This window comes from Acinetobacter sp. ANC 5054, assembly GCF_002135295.1.
Classification (GTDB): domain Bacteria; phylum Pseudomonadota; class Gammaproteobacteria; order Pseudomonadales; family Moraxellaceae; genus Acinetobacter.
The window spans coordinates 207,384-222,576 of the sequence record NZ_NEGG01000004.1 but is presented as its reverse complement, the minus strand read 5'-3'; the positions used below and the strand labels follow the sequence as shown (position 1 = coordinate 222,576).

Sequence of the window (15,193 nt, the reverse complement as noted above, 5' to 3'; positions counted from 1 at the left end):
TGTTAGTGATATGATATGGCCGAGGCGAAGCGGAGCAATGGCGCAGGTGCAAATTTCACATAAATCATTTCGAAACATTGGGTTGATTGGTCGTCCAGATAAATCATCCGTGATCGAAACCCTATGTTTGATCCATGATCATATCTTGAGTTTAGGATTACATCCTGTATTTGATACGCAAACAGCGCAATTGGTTCCTTATAACAATACTCAAACCGTGAGCCGTGCACTGCTTGGCGAAGTCGTCGATTTAGTGATTGTTGTCGGTGGTGATGGCTCTTTGCTACATGCTGCACGTGCGTTAGTAAAACATAATACGCCTGTGATTGGCGTAAACCGTGGTCGCTTGGGCTTCTTAACCGATATCAAACCGACTGAAGTGATCTTTAAGCTAGATCAAGTGCTGAAAGGCGAATTTCAACTCGATCGCCGTTTCTTACTGGAAATGGAAATTCGCTCCAAAGGCGAGTCGATTTATGATGCCGTGGCTTTAAACGATATTGTGCTGCATTCCGGTAAGTCTGTGCATATGATCGACTTTGAACTGAATATTGATGGACAATATGTTTATCGTCAGCATAGTGATGGTTTGATCGTTTCAACCCCAACCGGTTCAACTGCCTACGCACTTTCTGGTGGTGGGCCAATCGTACATCCGAGTATGGATGCGATTGCCTTGGTACCGATGCATCCACATACTTTGTCATCACGCCCGATTGTGGTCGGTGGTCAAAGCGAAATCAAAATACTCATTCGTGAAAACCGTGTATTGCCAATGGTTAGTGCCGACGGTCAACACAGTGTATCATTGGGTGTAGGCGATAGTTTACATATCCGTAAACATCCATTTAAGCTCAACTTATTACATCCACCCGGTTATGACTTCTATATGGCGTGTCGTACCAAACTCGGTTGGAACCAAGATTTTGACTCATTAAAGCAGGATTAATTATGAATATTGAACAGATGCTTGCCGTACTCGATCCTGAAATAGTAGGTCGACTTAAAACGGCAATTGAAATTGGTAAATGGCCCAATGGCGTTGCACTGACTCAAGAACAACGTCAGATTTGTATGCAAGCGGTGTACGCATGGGAAATTAAACATTTACCTGAAGAAGAGCGTAGCGGTTATATTGACCGTGGGACTAAAGAAGAAGATGAACACTGCGACTCACATGTGGAAGAGCCAGAGTTCAAGCCAATTCGTTTTGTTTAATCGAATTTACTTCAAAAAAGCCATATGGTTAGATCAATCATATGGCTTTTTTAAATCTCAAAAATAAGTAAAAAAATCTTTCAATGAAATCAATAAAACTAAAATACTTTATGAGTACAGTGATTGCTTTGCTGTCGGGTCAGGTTTTTGCTGAAAATAAAATTGAATGTTTAATGCAGGTTGTCGTTATTTCAAGTAGCAAATTTGCTGAACCAAAAACTCAATATACACAAATCAAAAATGATAGCTCGCCCATGTTGCTTATTGGAATTGAAATTCAACAGGCAAAAGCCGCTTTTAAATCCGTGAAAATTAAAAGTCATCAGAACTATTGTTTAAGCCTTGTCGGTCAAAATAAAGATGCTTATCTGTCTGGAAGATATGAGCCAAATCATATTCAAATTCAACTGAATGATGTACTCGAATTAAAAAATATTCATAGCTCAGGACAACACTATCCATTTTGGCCAGAGTTTTATTTTCCAATGAAAGCTGATCAATAGGGAAGCGATTCAAACTGCAAAGCATCTAATCTAGAAATAAAAGAGTGAATTTATATGACCGATTCACTCTTTTAAATCAATCGGTATGGGTCTAGAAACGTTCTGCCCAAAGTGTTTTTGCACGTTGCATCGCGTCTTCATAGCTTGAACATGCACCCATGGTATACAGCGCAATCCCCATCGTTTCAGTGACCGCAATTTCGCCGTATTCATGCGTTTGCTTAGCTTCCCACACAGCTTTAAATACTGCTAAATCCAGTTCTTCCTCAATAGGGCTACGGTTGTCAGTGAGTTTTGGTAATTCATGTTCATACGTTTCACCGTCTTTAATTCCACAAATTAAGGTTTTGGCATCTGGATTACGTTCAAATTCACCACCTTCACCTTTAATCACTGCACTATTTTGATAGCCCAATTGAAATGCGGCACGTTGGTGAGATGCACGATAAGCAGGGTGGAAAATCGCTTGCATGGTGGCTTTAGCATTAAACGGATTAATTAAGCGTGCAAGGGTATGAATGGGTGAGCGTAAACCCATGACATTACGTAGCGAAATTAAATCACTCAAAATAGGGGAAATTGCCTCAAGAGGAATATAAGCAAAATTACGCTGATTTAATTGCTGTTCCACATCAAGGTCATTTTGGCAAATAGGAAATCCTAAGTACTCTAATACTTGTTCTGTATAAAGACGATTTATGGTGTGGCCAGAAGCGCCATGCATGACAATCTTATAGCCATGCTTGGCAAGGGTTAACGCTGCAAGTAAAAACCAAGGATAGTGTTTACGCTTTCCAGCATAAGATGACCAATCTAAATCGACATCAAGCGGTTTAAAATTCAATTGATCGCGCGTCGCTTGCACAAATCCAGTCAATTCATCGACAGATTCTTCTTTTACTCGCAATAACATTAAGAAAGCGCCCAATTGAACATCTAAAACTTCATCTTTTAAGATCATGCTGAAGGCTTGGTAAGCCTCATCAAATGTTAGTGAGCGAGCACCGTTTTTACCTTTGCCGACGATTCGCACAAATTGAGCAAAAGGATGTTCAAAATCTTTATAAATATTTCGTTTATTGTTCATTCGTACGCTTGGCATAAAATTTAGGACTTAAGGATAGTTTACTTCTATAGTTGGTATTTTTCAGCCTGATAATAGGACTAAAAATTGCTGTCTTTAGACTATAGTCTAATAAGTTGCGTGTATTATTTAACCCAATTTAACATTTGGAGCAAAACAAGCCGAAAAAAAACAGGTAAAATTTAACCTACTTTAGTATGTGTTTCATCTCCTGATCAATTTTCTGATTTTATATCAGGTCCTGACGTGATTGTTTATCGATCACCTTACACATTTCATATTTTTAGTATTTGGTTATATCAAATACTTTGGTGCTCTTTTGTCGAAGATAATAGGGTTTTGGGCTGTTTATTTTTTTAAATAAGCAAAAACTGAATATTTCTTTCAAACTGAAATATATCGTGAAGTAATATTATGGCTAAAAAACCAATTTATAAGTCACTGTACTTTCAAGTAATCGTTGCCATTATTTTGGGTATTATTGTTGGCCACTTTTCACCAAGCTCATCTGTCATTGTAGATGGCGTTAAGCAAAGTGTTCCAGGGCTCGGGGAACAACTAAAACCATTAGGTGATGCGTTTATTAAACTCATCAAAATGATTATTGCACCAGTTATTTTCTGTACAGTAGTCAGTGGTATTGCGGGTATGGAAAGCATGAAATCGGTGGGTAAAACCGGTGGTATTGCACTTCTTTACTTCGAAGTTGTTTCAACGCTGGCTTTAATCATCGGTTTATTTGTAATTAACATTGCAAAACCGGGTGTGGGAATGAACATTGACCCTGCAACTTTAGATACTTCTGGTATTTCTAAATATGTAGAGTCTGGTGCATCGCAATCATCGCTCGATTTCGTGATGAACATCATTCCAAATACTGTGGTGGGTGCGTTTGCTGAAGGTGAAATCTTACAAGTCTTACTGTTTGCAATCCTATTTGGTTTCGCACTGCATAAACTTGGTGATGCGGGTAAACCTGTACTGAAATTCATTGATCAAGTTTCACATGTGTTCTTCAACATTGTAAATATGATCATGAAATTAGCGCCAATTGGTGCATTCGGTGCAATGGCATTTACGATTGGTAAATACGGTATCGGTTCTTTAGCTCAATTAGCTCAGTTAATTATTTGCTTCTACGTAACCTGTTTGCTATTTATCTTCATTGTTTTGGGTACGATCGCACGCGTTTGTGGATTTAGTATCCTGAAAATGATTCGTTTGATTCGTGAAGAATTACTGATTGTACTGGGTACGTCTTCTTCAGAATCTGTATTGCCACGTATGTTGAAAAAACTTGAGCTTGCTGGTGCTGAAAAATCAGTTGTGGGCTTGGTTATTCCAACAGGTTATTCATTTAACTTAGATGGTACGTCTATTTACTTGACGATGGCTGCGATCTTTATTGCACAAGCAACCAATACACAACTAGATTTAACCCATGAAATTACCTTACTTGCTGTATTGTTGATTTCTTCGAAAGGGGCTGCTGGTGTAACAGGTTCAGGCTTCATTGTTATGGCGGCAACCTTATCTGCAGTCGGTCATATTCCAGTGGCTGGTTTGGCATTGATTCTAGGTATTGACCGTTTCATGTCTGAAGCTCGTGCATTGACAAACCTTGTTGGTAACTCTTTAGCAACTTTGGTTGTTGCAAAATGGGTAGGTCAGTTAGACACTGAAAAATTAAATCATGCGCTAAATAACCCAGCAGACATTGATCTTCAAATGTCTGACGAAGGGAATACGCATCACGCTTAATTTTTATCGAAAAATGAGAAAAGGAAGCTTCGGCTTCCTTTTTTTATGGCATTTTATATTTTGAACGCGGTGGTTTTGGCGCATGACCTCACATTGAAAGTGCAATAGGATGTTGCACAGTAAAACAACAATCTTAGGATCAAGGAAGCAATAGCATGCAAGCGTATGATGTAGATTTAGAATTATTTCGTGATAACTTTCGTCGTTTTTTAAATGAACACATTGCGCCACATTATGAACAATGGGAAAAGGCAGGCATTATGCCGCGTTCAGTATGGAATGCTTTGGGGGACAATGGTTTCCTATGTGTCGATGTTCCTGAAGAATACGGTGGTTATGGCGTTCCAACGCATTATTCGTTGATGTTGGTTGAAGAGTCTGCGCGTGCAGGTTTTAGTGCCTTATCAACAGGAATTTCTTGTCATTCTGAAATTGCAGCACCTTATATTTTGCATATTGGTTCTGAAGCGCAAAAGCAATATTGGTTGCCGAAAATGGTGGCAGGTGAAGTAGTTGGTGCGATTGGCATGACGGAGCCGGGAGCAGGTTCTGACTTACAGTCAATGCGTAGTAGCGCGATTTTGCAAGATGACCATTACTTACTTAATGGTTCTAAAACCTTTATTTCAAATGGTCAACATGCCGACTTGGTGGTATTGGCTGCAAAAACAGATCCGCAAGCCCGTGCAAAAGGCGTATCTTTACTGCTAGTCGATACACATTTAGACGGTTTTAAAAAAGGGACAAACCTCGATAAAATTGGACTACATGCACAAGACACTTCAGAATTATTCTATGACAATGTCAAAGTGCCAAAAGATCAATTATTAGGTCAGGCTGGGCATGGTTTTGCATACCTCATGCAAGAATTACCACGTGAACGTACAGCGATTGCATCGACGGCCATTGGCGCTATTCGTGGTTCGATTGATGTAGCAACCCAATATGTCAAAGAGCGTCAAGCTTTTGGTCAAGCCATTGGGCAGTTCCAAAATACACGTTTTGTTCTGGCTCAAGCTAAAATTGATGAGCTGGCAACGGCTGCATTTTATGAGCGCAATGTTGAACTGTATATGCAAGGTAAGCTAGATGTTGAAACTGCAGCAGCATTGAAAAGCTTCTCTACGGATATGCAAATGAAAGTGGCAGATAATCTACTGCAATTGTTTGGTGGTTATGGTTATATGACTGAATATCCAATTTCGCGTTTCTTCGTCGATGCACGTATTCAGCAAATTTACGGTGGCACTAACGAAATTATGAAAGAGATTGTGGCACGTGGGATTTTAGGTCGTTAAGTCGAATCTACATTCTGTTGTGGGCATAAAAAAGCGAAGTTTAGACTTCGCTTTTTAATTTACGGATTCAACGCATCTTATTTGATCTAACATTCGTGTTCACCTTATCATTGCCAAGTTGGTGAGCTTTGTCCTAAAACTTCTAAACAAACTTCGATAAATTCTGAGGTATCTGATCGACTGCGTGAAGAGATATAGCGGTTATTGTCATTGACTACGGCTTGGTCTGAAATTAAAACGCCTGCATGGCGTAGACTTTGATTGAGCGATTGGATATTGGCAAATTGACGACCTTCAATGACACCTGCTTCCAATAATAAATGTGGCCCATGACTACTACTTAAAATGGGTTTTTGGCTATCTGCAAAATTACGCACAAAATAAAGAAAGCGATCATCTAATGCCAATTTGTCTGGAGAGAAACCACCGGGTATAAATAGCGCATCATATTCATGTACAGATGCATCATCGATACTTTGATCAATTGTGATTTGAGTTCTACGTTGAATGCCGTAGATAATTTTTCCAACCTGTTCTTCGATATTGATAATGCTATGTCGAGCCGCTCGAAATGCCTGTACAGGCTCGAGGTACTCTACATCTTCAAAATCATAGGTCACTAACACAGCAATTTTTTTGTGCATCACCATACCTTCGAGTCATTTATTTTTTTAGTTTAATTAGATTACAAAGCGATTTTATAAATTGCCTGTCTCATTTGTTATGAAAGCGTCATCGTCTGTAAACATTAGGGTAGAGTGCGAATTAAGTCACTGAAAAGTCGATCAATGGCAGCCTTAGTCGACACTTTGTTTTTTATCCATGAATTGTGAGTAATTTCGAAATCTCATTTAAACCTAAATTATGAAGTCGACAAGCTCATGACATTTGGCGTAACACTGAGTTCCTTTAAAATTGTCCAATTACAGGCTTTTTTGCTGAAAATTTACCTTTCTTGAGTAAATCTATCAGTTTGGCTGTTTTGGCTCTTAAGTTAAGCTGATGATGGTTTAATCAACTGTATGTTTTTAAGGCTGAATCAATGAAAGTCGTATTGCGCAACATTTGAAAGCTAACTATTGTTATACTGTTTGCAAAATATTTTTGAAGGGCGACATAACAATGATCAACGATGATCAGAACACTACGACTTCTCTGGACTTAGCTCAAATTCGTGATGATATCGACTCTGTTGACATGCAGATTCAACAACTTATCAACCGTCGTGCGAAACTGGCTGAAGCAGTTGCAAAAGCAAAATTTGCCGCAGAAGAGAGTCCACTGTTTTATCGTCCTGAACGTGAAGCACAAGTTTTACGTAAAGTCATGGAACGTAATGAAGGGCCATTATCTGATGTAACAATGGCACGTTTATTCCGTGAGATCATGTCAGCGTGTTTAGCCCTTGAAGCACCACAAAGTATTGCGTTCTTAGGTCCGGTCGGCACATATACGCATTCGGCAGTATTAAAGCATTTTGGTCAAGATGCAGTGATTCGTCCACTTCCTACAATTGATGAAGTTTTCCGTGAAGTTGAAGCAGGTAGTGCACATTATGGTTTAGTGCCTGTTGAGAACTCGTCTGAAGGCGTGGTGAACCATACTTTAGATTGTTTTAAAGCATCTCACTTGAATGTAATTGGTGAAGTCGAACTGCGTATTCATCACCAATTCCTTGTGTCAGAAAATACCCGTAAAGACAGCATCAAACAGATTTATGCACACCAACAGACTTTGGCACAGTGCCGTGGTTGGTTAGATGCGCATTATCCGGGTGTAGAGCGTGTTGCACTGAGTTCAAATGCTGAAGCAGCACGTCGTATTCGTAACGAATGGCATTCTGCTGCTATTGCTTCAGAAGTTGCTGCCAATATCTATAGTCTCGAAATTTTGCATAGCAATATCGAAGACAACCCTGAAAATACAACGCGTTTCTTGGTCATTGGTCGTGAGAAAGTGCCGCAGTCTGGCAATGACAAGACTTCATTGCTCATTTCTGCACATGACCGTGCAGGTGCACTACTTGAGATTCTTGCACCATTTGCGAAGCACAATATTAGCTTAACCAGTATCGAAACACGTCCTGCATTACCTGAAAAATGGTCTTATGTATTCTTCGTAGACCTAGAAGGTCATGTTGAACAAGACAATGTTAAAGCAGCGATTGAAGAAATTCGTCCATTGGTGAAAGAAATTCGCGTATTGGGTTCATATCCAATTGCTGTACTTTAAGATCACAACTGTGATCGGCTTCGACAGGAGTTGATCACCTTCATCACTTGAAATAACTGGAAGTGTAAAATGACGTTTGTCCCAGCCAATGAAGGCATTGCAAAGTTAAAGCCTTATCAACCTGGTAAACCCATCAGTGAACTTGAGCGTGAGTTGGGGATTACTGATATCGTTAAACTTGCTTCGAACGAAAACCCTTTGGGTTGTTCTGACAAAGTGAAAGAAGCGGTTGCTGCTGAACTTGCAGAAATTGGTCGATATCCTGATGGCGGTGGTTTTATTTTAAAAGACCAAGTTGAAAAACAATTTGGCATTGCACATGACCGTATTACGTTGGGTAATGGTTCAAACGATCTTCTAGAAATTTTTGCTCGTGCTTTTGTCTCAGGGCAAGATTCAGTTGTGTATAGCCAACACGCATTTGCAGTGTATGGTCTGGTGACTCAAGCGATTAATGCTGAAGCGATTGAAGTGCCTGCAAAAGGTTTCTCTCATGACCTAGATGCGATGGCAGCGGCTGTTAAAGACAATACAAAATTAATCTTTATTGCCAATCCAAACAATCCAACAGGGACTTGGTTTGAAGAAGCTGAATTTGAGGCTTTCATGCAAAAAGTACCAAGCAATGTGATTGTGGTACTTGATGAAGCTTATGTGGAATATTTCCCTGAAAACTTCAATAGCTTAAAATTCTTAGATCAATACGCAAACCTAATTGTTAGCCGTACTATGTCGAAGTGTTATGGCTTAGCTGCACTTCGTGTGGGTTTCGCTTTGGCTTCAGTTGAAGTGACAGATTTCTTAAACCGTATTCGTCAACCATTCAATGTCAACCATTTAGCGATGGTGGCTGCCGTTGCTGCATTGAAAGATGAAGCATTTATTGAAAAGTCTCGTGTAGTCAATAAAGCAGGTATGGCACAGCTAGAAGCAGGTTTTAATGCTCTAGGTTTGGAATATGTCCCTTCACGTGCGAACTTTATTTTGGTCAATGTGAAAGCTGATCCTGCGCAAACTTTTAATGCGTTGTTGAAAGAAGGTGTGATTGTGCGTCCAGTGGGTATTGCTGAACATCTTCGTGTATCGATTGGTACTGAAGCTGAAAACGCAAAATTTTTAGCTGCTCTGGCTAAAGTATTGGGCCTAGAGGCAAAAGCGTAAGTTATGTCTGTGCCACTATTTGAAAAAGTTGCGTTTATTGGTCTTGGGCTAATTGGCTCAAGTTTAGCGCGTGTCATGATTGCTCAAGGTTTAGCGAAAGAAATTGTGGCGTCTACACGCTCACAAAAAACGTTGGAAGATGCTAAAGCACTGGGTCTAATTCAACAGGGTTATAGTGATCCTGCTGAAGCGGTTAAAGGTGCTGATCTTGTTGTGCTGGCTTTGCCTGTACGTGCAACCCAAAAAGTACTTGAGGCGATTCAACCTTTTGTTACTGAAAAAACCATCATTACAGATGTGGGCAGCACTAAGGGTAACGTTGTTGCAGCAGCCAAAGCGGTTTATGGTGAAAACCTTCCAGCTGGTTTCGTTCCGGGGCATCCGATTGCAGGCGCTGAATTGACTGGCGTGCATGCAGGTAAAGTTGATTTATTTGCCAATCACAAAGTGATTTTGACGCCTTTACCAAGCAGTGCAGACTGGGCGGTAGAGAAACTGATTCAATTGTGGCAAGCTGCCAAAGCGGAAGTCATTTGCATGGATGTGGAAAAACACGATGAAGTGTTGGCCCATACCAGTCATCTTCCGCATTTAATGGCATTTAACTTGGTTGAGCAACTCGCGAACCGAGAAGACAATTTAGATATTTTCCGTTATGCCGCTGGCGGTTTTCGTGATTTCTCACGCATTGCTGCAAGCGACCCACATATGTGGCATGACATCTTTTTCGCCAATAAAAAGGCAATTTTAAATGCGGTGGATGGCTTTGAAAAACAATTGGCCATTCTTCGTAAGCTGATTGAAGATGAAAATTCACAGGCATTGATGGGCTTGTTAGGACATGCACAAGCTGCACGCCAACATTTCAATCATATGCTCGCAAAGAGACCACTGATGGAGAAAAATAAAGTGACGACACAGCAATTCACAATTTTACCGGGCGCAAAACAATTCCAAGGTAAATTTACTGTGCCAGGTGATAAATCTGTGTCACATCGTTCCATCATGTTTGGTGCTATTGCGGAAGGGACAACCCATGTAACAGGTTTTCTTGAAGGTGAAGATGCATTAGCAACATTGCAAGCTTTTCGTGATATGGGCGTAAGCATTGAAGGTCCAAAAAATGGTGAAGTCACCATTCACGGTGTTGGCATGAATGGCTTAAAAGCTCCTGCAAGCGCTTTGTATATGGGTAACTCAGGTACATCAATGCGTTTACTTTCAGGCATGTTATCTGCGCAGAAATTTGATTCTGTGATGACTGGAGATGCATCACTGTCTAAACGTCCTATGGAACGTATTGCAAAACCTTTACGTGAAATGGGTGCACAAATTCAGACTACAGGTGAACGTGGTACGCCACCAGTGTCTATTTCTGGAAGTCAAAATTTAAAAGGTATTCACTACGACTTACCAATGGCATCTGCACAAGTAAAATCTGGCATTTTATTGGCAGGTCTGTGGGCGGACGGTGAAACAGTTATCACTGAACCCGAACCGACACGAGATCATTCAGAACGTATGCTTCGTGCTTTCGGTTATGACGTGAAAACAGAAGGTAATCGTATTTCACTTCAAGGTGGCGGAAAGCTCGTTGCTACTGAAATCCAAGTACCATCTGACATTTCATCTGCGGCATTCTTTATGGTTGGCGCTGCAATTACTGAAGGTTCAGACGTTACGCTTGAAGCGGTCGGCATTAACCCGACGCGTACCGGTGTGATTGAAATTTTAAAACAAATGGGTGCTGACCTCAGCGTTGAGAATGAGCGTATTGCAGGTGGAGAACCAATTGCAGACATTCGTATTCGTGGTTCACGTACTTTAAAAGGCATTCATATGCCAGAAGATCAAGTGCCCTTAGCAATTGATGAATTTCCAGCATTGTTTATTGCCGCTGCTTGTGCAGAAGGTCAAACGATTTTAACAGGTGCTGCAGAGCTACGTGTGAAAGAATCAGACCGTATTCAAGTAATGGCAGATGGTATGAAAACCATGGGCATTGACTGCACACCTACAGATGATGGCATCATCATTGAAGGTAAAGGCAAAGCAGGTGAATGGGACACTATCTTCACAGGTGGTGAAATCGAATCACATCACGATCATCGTATTGCAATGAGCTTCTCAATGGCAGGTTTACGTACTTCGGGCGAGATTAAAATTGTGGGTACAGAAACAGTGGCGACAAGTTTCCCAACCTTTACTGAACTTGCAAATGAAGCAGGCTTAGCCATTCAAGTGACTGAGTAATTAGTCTAATATTGTATATTTGTTAGACAACAGCCAAGCAAAAGCTTGGCTGTTTTGTTTTAATTGCTTATGCTAAAACCATACAACAAGAATGCCTTTTGGATGGACACATGAGAAAATTACAATTCACTGCAAACAGCGATAAAGACGGACCGATGGGCAAGCTAGATACACAAACGCAGGTTGTGGAGTTGTTGGCAGGCAAGCTTGAAAAATACGGTTTCCAAACCTTATCGCAAAGTGGAGATCAAGTTGCAGTGAGTGTGGATAATCATGAATTACCATTGTCCGTGATGTGTCAGGGGCAAGATGAGTCAGGTCGTTTGGTGTGTGAAATTACCTCATATCCCGATGAAGACCAAGACTGGTTAGATCGTATTACTGAGCAAAGCTTATTGAATCAGTTGGCGCAAGCTGTAGAAAATACCTTAAAAGAAGAAGAAGCTTATAGCGAATTTCAATGGAAAACTATTTCTAAATAATTAAATTTAATCATGAATTAAAGAAAGCAGCCTTGGCTGCTTTTTATGCTTTATAAATTTCCTGTTGAGAGGCTTATCCTTATAAACATTCAATGTTGATTGGGTTGATGCTTCGATTGTTCTTTTTGACATAGTCACACATCATGATAGATTCTTGGTCATTGAGACCCCAAAATACAATCACTCCATGTTGATTCGGTACTTTGGCATCGCTTAAATAAATATAGCGATTGTCATGATAATTTTTATTCAACATATCTTTATATTTTTGATCAGCGAATGATGAGCAAGAGGATATTTGTGCTGCCTGACAAGTCGAATCATTTTCACAACGTTGTTTAAATGTTGAAATCATACTGGTGGTGTTTGTGCTATGGAGCTGTGCTTGGCAGACTTGGCTGTTTGGAAAGTCATAGACCATTTTCAAGTTAAAATCACGACCTTGAATATTCATTTTATAAGAAGCAGTGAGATAGGCTGTGGGGCCACTTTCCGATATGACTGTAGATGCTGGCATGTCTGCAGGCGTTTTAGTACCTGAATTGAAGTGATAAACCAACAGTGCAATGACTGTACTGGCAATAAGGGCGATAATAAGTTTCATGTTTCCCTAGCAAAATTATTATTAACTATTTTTTTGTAATTTAAGGAATATTTTTATTTAGAACAATACTTTATTTATAAATTTAGTGAATATATTGAATTAAATTTGCTTTAAAGCTGAACGATCGAAAGCTTATGAATAAGTTAGATCTGATTTTTTTTGATGAATACAAAAGCCAATACTTAAAATTTAAAATGTGCATAAAAAAAGCCAGCAGTGCTGACTTTTTGATTGTATTTCGGCAATTCAGAAATTTGGCTAAACCAAAAAGCGCGAAATCGCGATTCGTAATTGTTTTAAATAACCCGTAAAGAAGTGGTTTGCACCCGGTAAGACGGTAATTAAATGGCGCTGAGGTTTTGCCCACTGAATTAGATCTGATAAAAGCGTTACATTATCTTCTTCGCCATGAATAAATAAAATATCACCCTTGATATGCGGGGTCACATAGTGACGAACACCTGCAACAGTTGTCGTTGGTAAACCACATAAAATAGTCTGTACCGGCTGTAACTCAACAGGCAATAAGGCATAACATTTTGTCATTACATTCGCACCAAAGCTAAATCCACCTGCGTAAAATGGCAAATTAGGGTGTTGGCTACGAGCGTATTGAATAACTTGCATCGTATCTTGAGTTTCACCATTACCTTCGTCATGCATTCCTGAGCTTTGACCAGAACCACGAAAACTTGGACGATAGACAACATAACCACGTTCTAAGAACATTTGCGCTAAAAGTACAGGGACTTTATGCTGTGGTGTGCCACCTTGTAATGGATGAGGGTGTGTAACTACCGCGAATCCTTTCACTTCACCCTGTGGATAATCAACAAAAATTTCAATTTGACCAGCAGGCCCTTGAAGGAACATTTGTTCAGACATAATGACTAAATTGTGAAAGCGGGAGAGATGATAGTTTACAGATTAACCTTATCAAAAACACAGATTGGCTTTGAAATTAACCAACTGTTATAGTCTGTTTAATTAAAATTTAAACAGGTTGTTTATGCTCGCTTTAATTTCTCCAGCCAAAACATTGGATTACACAACTGCGCTTCCAACAGAAATATTTACCCAACCACGTTTATTAGATCATTCACAAGAATTGATCAAAGTTGCACGTAAATTGTCTGCATCTGAGGTGGCAAACTTAATGAGTGTGAGTGAGAAAATAGCGACGCTAAATGTTGAACGTTTCAGAGATTGGCAACCTGAATTCGACTTTTCGAATGCGCGACAAGCCATTTTTGCATTTAAAGGGGATGTATACACGGGTTTAGATGCATACAATTTGGCAGCCAACGATATTCAATATGCAGAAAAGCATTTACGTATGCTTTCAGGTCTTTATGGTTTACTGCGTCCTTTAGATTTGATGATGCCATATCGTTTAGAAATGGGCACAAAACTGCAAAATCCACGTGGTCATAACCTTTATGAGTTTTGGGATAATACCATCACCAATCTCATCAATACTGACCTTGAGCAAGCAGGTTCGGAATTGTTAGTGAACATTGCCTCAGACGAATACTATAAGTCTGTCAAAGAATCGAAAGTTAAAGCTGAAATCATTAAGCCCGTGTTCCTAGATCAAAAAAATGGCAAATATAAAGTCATTAGTTTTTATGCAAAAAAAGCGCGTGGTCTTATGGCGCGCTACTTGCTAGAAAATAAAATCGAAAAAATTGAAGATATTAAATCATTTAATACCGATGGTTATTATTTCGATGCAGACAGTAGCTTGAAAGGTGAGTTAGTGTTTAAGCGTGATGAGCAAGCCGCTTAATTTTTTACATGAATATGTATAGCCGTGATTTATATCACGGCTTATTTTCTGCATTTTCTGCTTAATAAGAACATGATCGAGTGGAGTGGTGAATGTGTACATATATTTCAGGTAAAACTGAAAAGAAAAACGCATTTTTGATCTGTTACTCAAATTTTAAATGGTCTAAGGCAGCAAATATTTTATTAAATATCTGTTAAAAATAAATAATTACACATTAGATAAAATGATATAACTGATTTGGAAATTGTTTAGTACATTGATTTTTTTGAATAAATATTCAAGTTGGTTACAAATGTAACGGTATTTATACATAAAACAAGCCAAAGTGAATTGAAAATCAAAGTAAATGTGATTTAAGTCTCATGTTGTATTTCTGTTTTGTTATAATAATTAAAAGTCTTTCAAACAATGAATATAGTTATGAAAAAAATTCTAATACCTATTTTTATTTTGAGCATTGTGTTTCTAGGATTTTCTGTCTACAAGTCGACTGAGCTTAAACGTCAGCAAGAGTTCAATCAGTTGTTTAATCAAAAATTGAACTAAAGGTAACTTAGGCATAAATGCTAGTTTGCCTTTTGACCTTTAATGATGCTAAAGATGTACTGATAGATTATTTTAAAATATAATATTTTGAATCTTTATAAAAAAAACAATATCTTAAATTTACTAATTTTAAAACAATTGAAAATATGGAAACATTAGAAAATCAATGTGTTATAATTTTCCACTTAAAATATCTTGGTCAAAATTTATTGAAATTAAATGCTTGGTCAGGTGAAACAGGGAAGGCTGCATAAAGTTA

Annotated in this window: 14 protein-coding genes; 10 read left to right on the top strand and 4 right to left on the bottom strand. The window is 39.1% G+C overall.

What is annotated here, in order from left to right:
- Positions 1 to 10: 10 nt before the first annotated feature.
- The 3 genes from B9T33_RS06145 (at position 11) to B9T33_RS06135 (ending at position 1,721) form a co-directional block, all read left to right on the top strand.
- Positions 11 to 949 carry an NAD(+) kinase gene (locus B9T33_RS06145; protein ID WP_086178071.1) on the top strand — a complete coding sequence of 313 codons (939 nt, stop codon included), beginning with the start codon at positions 11 to 13 and terminating at the stop codon, positions 947 to 949.
- Between the two features lie 2 nt (positions 950 to 951).
- A complete protein-coding gene (locus B9T33_RS06140; RefSeq protein ID WP_086178070.1) occupies positions 952 to 1,218 on the top strand; it encodes a YeaC family protein in 267 nt (88 codons plus the stop codon).
- Positions 1,219 to 1,328: 110 nt separating this feature from the next.
- Positions 1,329 to 1,721, top strand: a complete 393-nt coding sequence (locus B9T33_RS06135) for a hypothetical protein (RefSeq protein ID WP_322853478.1) — start codon at positions 1,329 to 1,331, stop codon at positions 1,719 to 1,721.
- Positions 1,722 to 1,812: 91 nt separating this feature from the next.
- Here B9T33_RS06135 and B9T33_RS06130 read toward each other — a convergent pair whose 3' ends face one another.
- On the bottom strand, positions 1,813 to 2,808 hold the full coding sequence (locus tag B9T33_RS06130) for a glycosyl transferase family protein (protein WP_086178068.1): 996 nt from the start codon (positions 2,806 to 2,808) through the stop codon (positions 1,813 to 1,815).
- Positions 2,809 to 3,219: 411 nt separating this feature from the next.
- Between B9T33_RS06130 and B9T33_RS06125 the strand changes: the two genes are divergently transcribed.
- On the top strand, positions 3,220 to 4,566 hold the full coding sequence (locus B9T33_RS06125; RefSeq protein ID WP_086178067.1) for a dicarboxylate/amino acid:cation symporter: 1,347 nt from the start codon (positions 3,220 to 3,222) through the stop codon (positions 4,564 to 4,566).
- Between the two features lie 155 nt (positions 4,567 to 4,721).
- The gene (locus B9T33_RS06120) at positions 4,722 to 5,864 is read left to right on the top strand and encodes an acyl-CoA dehydrogenase family protein (protein WP_086178066.1); all 1,143 of its coding nucleotides are present in this window, start codon (positions 4,722 to 4,724) and stop codon (positions 5,862 to 5,864) included.
- A 107-nt stretch (positions 5,865 to 5,971) separates the two neighbouring features.
- On the opposite strand, the gene B9T33_RS06115 is transcribed toward B9T33_RS06120, so the two are convergent.
- The gene (locus B9T33_RS06115; protein ID WP_086178097.1) at positions 5,972 to 6,508 is read right to left on the bottom strand and encodes a DJ-1/PfpI family protein; all 537 of its coding nucleotides are present in this window, start codon (positions 6,506 to 6,508) and stop codon (positions 5,972 to 5,974) included.
- Positions 6,509 to 6,986: 478 nt separating this feature from the next.
- Here B9T33_RS06115 and pheA point away from each other — a divergent pair, with 478 nt between their 5' ends.
- From pheA to B9T33_RS06095, 4 genes are all read left to right on the top strand, one after another.
- The gene (gene pheA, locus B9T33_RS06110) at positions 6,987 to 8,096 is read left to right on the top strand and encodes a prephenate dehydratase (RefSeq protein ID WP_086178065.1); all 1,110 of its coding nucleotides are present in this window, start codon (positions 6,987 to 6,989) and stop codon (positions 8,094 to 8,096) included.
- Positions 8,097 to 8,165: 69 nt separating this feature from the next.
- On the top strand, positions 8,166 to 9,257 hold the full coding sequence (gene hisC / locus B9T33_RS06105; RefSeq protein ID WP_086178064.1) for a histidinol-phosphate transaminase: 1,092 nt from the start codon (positions 8,166 to 8,168) through the stop codon (positions 9,255 to 9,257).
- A 3-nt stretch (positions 9,258 to 9,260) separates the two neighbouring features.
- Complete coding sequence (locus B9T33_RS06100; protein ID WP_086178063.1) at positions 9,261 to 11,510, top strand: bifunctional prephenate dehydrogenase/3-phosphoshikimate 1-carboxyvinyltransferase; 2,250 nt, start codon at positions 9,261 to 9,263, stop codon at positions 11,508 to 11,510.
- A gap of 110 nt (positions 11,511 to 11,620) precedes the next feature.
- Positions 11,621 to 11,992 carry a hypothetical protein gene (locus B9T33_RS06095; RefSeq protein ID WP_086178062.1) on the top strand — a complete coding sequence of 124 codons (372 nt, stop codon included), beginning with the start codon at positions 11,621 to 11,623 and terminating at the stop codon, positions 11,990 to 11,992.
- A gap of 79 nt (positions 11,993 to 12,071) precedes the next feature.
- On the opposite strand, the gene B9T33_RS06090 is transcribed toward B9T33_RS06095, so the two are convergent.
- Together B9T33_RS06090 and B9T33_RS06085 are read right to left on the bottom strand one after the other, a co-directional pair.
- Positions 12,072 to 12,596 carry a hypothetical protein gene (locus B9T33_RS06090; RefSeq protein WP_086178061.1) on the bottom strand — a complete coding sequence of 175 codons (525 nt, stop codon included), beginning with the start codon at positions 12,594 to 12,596 and terminating at the stop codon, positions 12,072 to 12,074.
- Positions 12,597 to 12,854: 258 nt separating this feature from the next.
- Positions 12,855 to 13,481 carry an alpha/beta hydrolase gene (locus tag B9T33_RS06085; RefSeq protein WP_086178060.1) on the bottom strand — a complete coding sequence of 209 codons (627 nt, stop codon included), beginning with the start codon at positions 13,479 to 13,481 and terminating at the stop codon, positions 12,855 to 12,857.
- Positions 13,482 to 13,605: 124 nt separating this feature from the next.
- Here B9T33_RS06085 and yaaA point away from each other — a divergent pair, with 124 nt between their 5' ends.
- Positions 13,606 to 14,385 (top strand): peroxide stress protein YaaA, encoded by a 780-nt coding sequence (yaaA, locus tag B9T33_RS06080; RefSeq protein ID WP_086178059.1) that lies wholly within the window; start codon positions 13,606 to 13,608, stop codon positions 14,383 to 14,385.
- Positions 14,386 to 15,193: the final 808 nt, after the last annotated feature.

Bases quoted from the DNA above. Each gene is read 5' to 3' on its own strand.
- B9T33_RS06085 (WP_086178060.1), bottom strand. From the start codon at position 13,481: ATGTCTGAACAAATGTTCCTTCAAGGGCCTGCTGGTCAAATTGAAATT.
- B9T33_RS06135 (WP_322853478.1), top strand. From the start codon at position 1,329: ATGAGTACAGTGATTGCTTTGCTGTCGGGTCAGGTTTTTGCTGAAAAT.
- B9T33_RS06130 (WP_086178068.1), bottom strand. From the start codon at position 2,808: ATGAACAATAAACGAAATATTTATAAAGATTTTGAACATCCTTTTGCT.
- B9T33_RS06145 (WP_086178071.1), top strand. From the start codon at position 11: ATGATATGGCCGAGGCGAAGCGGAGCAATGGCGCAGGTGCAAATTTCA.
- B9T33_RS06140 (WP_086178070.1), top strand. From the start codon at position 952: ATGAATATTGAACAGATGCTTGCCGTACTCGATCCTGAAATAGTAGGT.
- B9T33_RS06095 (WP_086178062.1), top strand. From the start codon at position 11,621: ATGAGAAAATTACAATTCACTGCAAACAGCGATAAAGACGGACCGATG.
- B9T33_RS06120 (WP_086178066.1), top strand. From the start codon at position 4,722: ATGCAAGCGTATGATGTAGATTTAGAATTATTTCGTGATAACTTTCGT.
- yaaA (WP_086178059.1), top strand. From the start codon at position 13,606: ATGCTCGCTTTAATTTCTCCAGCCAAAACATTGGATTACACAACTGCG.
- B9T33_RS06100 (WP_086178063.1), top strand. From the start codon at position 9,261: ATGTCTGTGCCACTATTTGAAAAAGTTGCGTTTATTGGTCTTGGGCTA.
- pheA (WP_086178065.1), top strand. From the start codon at position 6,987: ATGATCAACGATGATCAGAACACTACGACTTCTCTGGACTTAGCTCAA.
- B9T33_RS06125 (WP_086178067.1), top strand. From the start codon at position 3,220: ATGGCTAAAAAACCAATTTATAAGTCACTGTACTTTCAAGTAATCGTT.
- B9T33_RS06090 (WP_086178061.1), bottom strand. From the start codon at position 12,596: ATGAAACTTATTATCGCCCTTATTGCCAGTACAGTCATTGCACTGTTG.
- hisC (WP_086178064.1), top strand. From the start codon at position 8,166: ATGACGTTTGTCCCAGCCAATGAAGGCATTGCAAAGTTAAAGCCTTAT.
- B9T33_RS06115 (WP_086178097.1), bottom strand. From the start codon at position 6,508: ATGCACAAAAAAATTGCTGTGTTAGTGACCTATGATTTTGAAGATGTA.